This is a genomic window from uncultured Serinicoccus sp., assembly GCF_947487915.1.
Taxonomy (GTDB): domain Bacteria; phylum Actinomycetota; class Actinomycetes; order Actinomycetales; family Dermatophilaceae; genus Ornithinicoccus.
In genome coordinates this window covers 1-1,011 of sequence record NZ_CANKYH010000028.1, presented here as the reverse complement: position 1 = coordinate 1,011, position 1,011 = coordinate 1, and the positions used below count along the sequence as shown (strand labels likewise).

Sequence of the window (1,011 nt, the reverse complement as noted above, 5' to 3'; positions counted from 1 at the left end):
TTGCACGCCGCGGTCGCTGTGATGGACCAGCCCGGTGACGTCCTGGCCAGCGCGTTGGCGGGCCCACAGCCCCATGTCGAGGGCATCCAGTGCGAGGTCGGTGCGCAGACGAGTCGAGACCTGCCAGCCCACGATCATCCGGCTGAACACGTCCAGGACGAACGCCACGTAGGTCCACCCGGCATGAGTGCGAACGTAGGTCAGATCGGCCACCCAGAGCTGGTTCGGCGCGGTGGCGACGAACTTGCGAGCCACCAGGTCCTCAGGTCGCTCGGTCTCAGCCCCGTCACCGATCGTGGTCCTTCGGGTCTTCTCCCGCGGGATTCCCCGCAGCCCCTCGGCCTTCATCAGCCGCTCCACCGTGCAACGGGCGACCTTGACGCCCTCGCGATTGAGTTCGGCGTGGATCTTGCGGGCGCCGTAGACACCGAGGTTGGCCTTGTGCGCGGTCCGGATGTCCTCGGTCAGTTCGGCGTCCCGCAGGCTGCGCGCCGAGGCAGGCCTGGTCTTGGCGGCGTAGTAGGTGCTCGGGGCGATCTGCATGCCGGCGTCCTTCAGCACGGTGCAGATCGGCTCGACCCCGAACTTGTCGCGGTGCTGATCGATGTAGTCGACCAGTACCGCGGTGGGCACCTCTACCTGATCTTGCGGTCGAGCTCCGCGGCCGCGAAAAAAGCCGCGGACGTCTTCAGGATCTCGTTGGCTCGGCGCAGCTCGCGCACCTCACGCTCGAGCTCGGCCAGCCGCTGCGCGTCATCGGTGCTGGTGCCGGCCCGGACACCACCGTCGATCTCGGCCTGCCGGACCCAGTTCCGCAACGCCTCGGGGTGCACCCCCAGCTGATCGGCGACCCGCTTGATCGCCCCTCGGGCAGTCTCAGGGTCCTTCCGGGCGTCTATCGCCATCCTCGTCGCCCGCTGCTGGAGCTCGACGCTGTACTTCCTCGGTGCTGGCATGGTGCTCATCATCCTTCCCAGGGTTGAGAGCCTCCATCAGACCCGGGGCGATTCA

2 protein-coding genes and 1 other annotated feature are annotated in these 1,011 nt (G+C 67.6%); both genes read right to left on the bottom strand.

The annotated features are described in order from the left end of the window. Positions 1-633: IS3 family transposase (locus Q0795_RS17075; RefSeq protein ID WP_298891751.1), on the bottom strand; the 633-nt coding region annotated here is incomplete at its 3' end. Then, positions 529-678, bottom strand: a sequence feature (AL1L pseudoknot). It overlaps the preceding gene by 105 nt. After that, on the bottom strand, positions 636-956 hold the full coding sequence (locus tag Q0795_RS17070; protein ID WP_298891750.1) for a transposase: 321 nt from the start codon (positions 954-956) through the stop codon (positions 636-638). (Overlaps the previous feature by 43 nt.) Positions 957-1,011 lie beyond the last annotated feature (55 nt).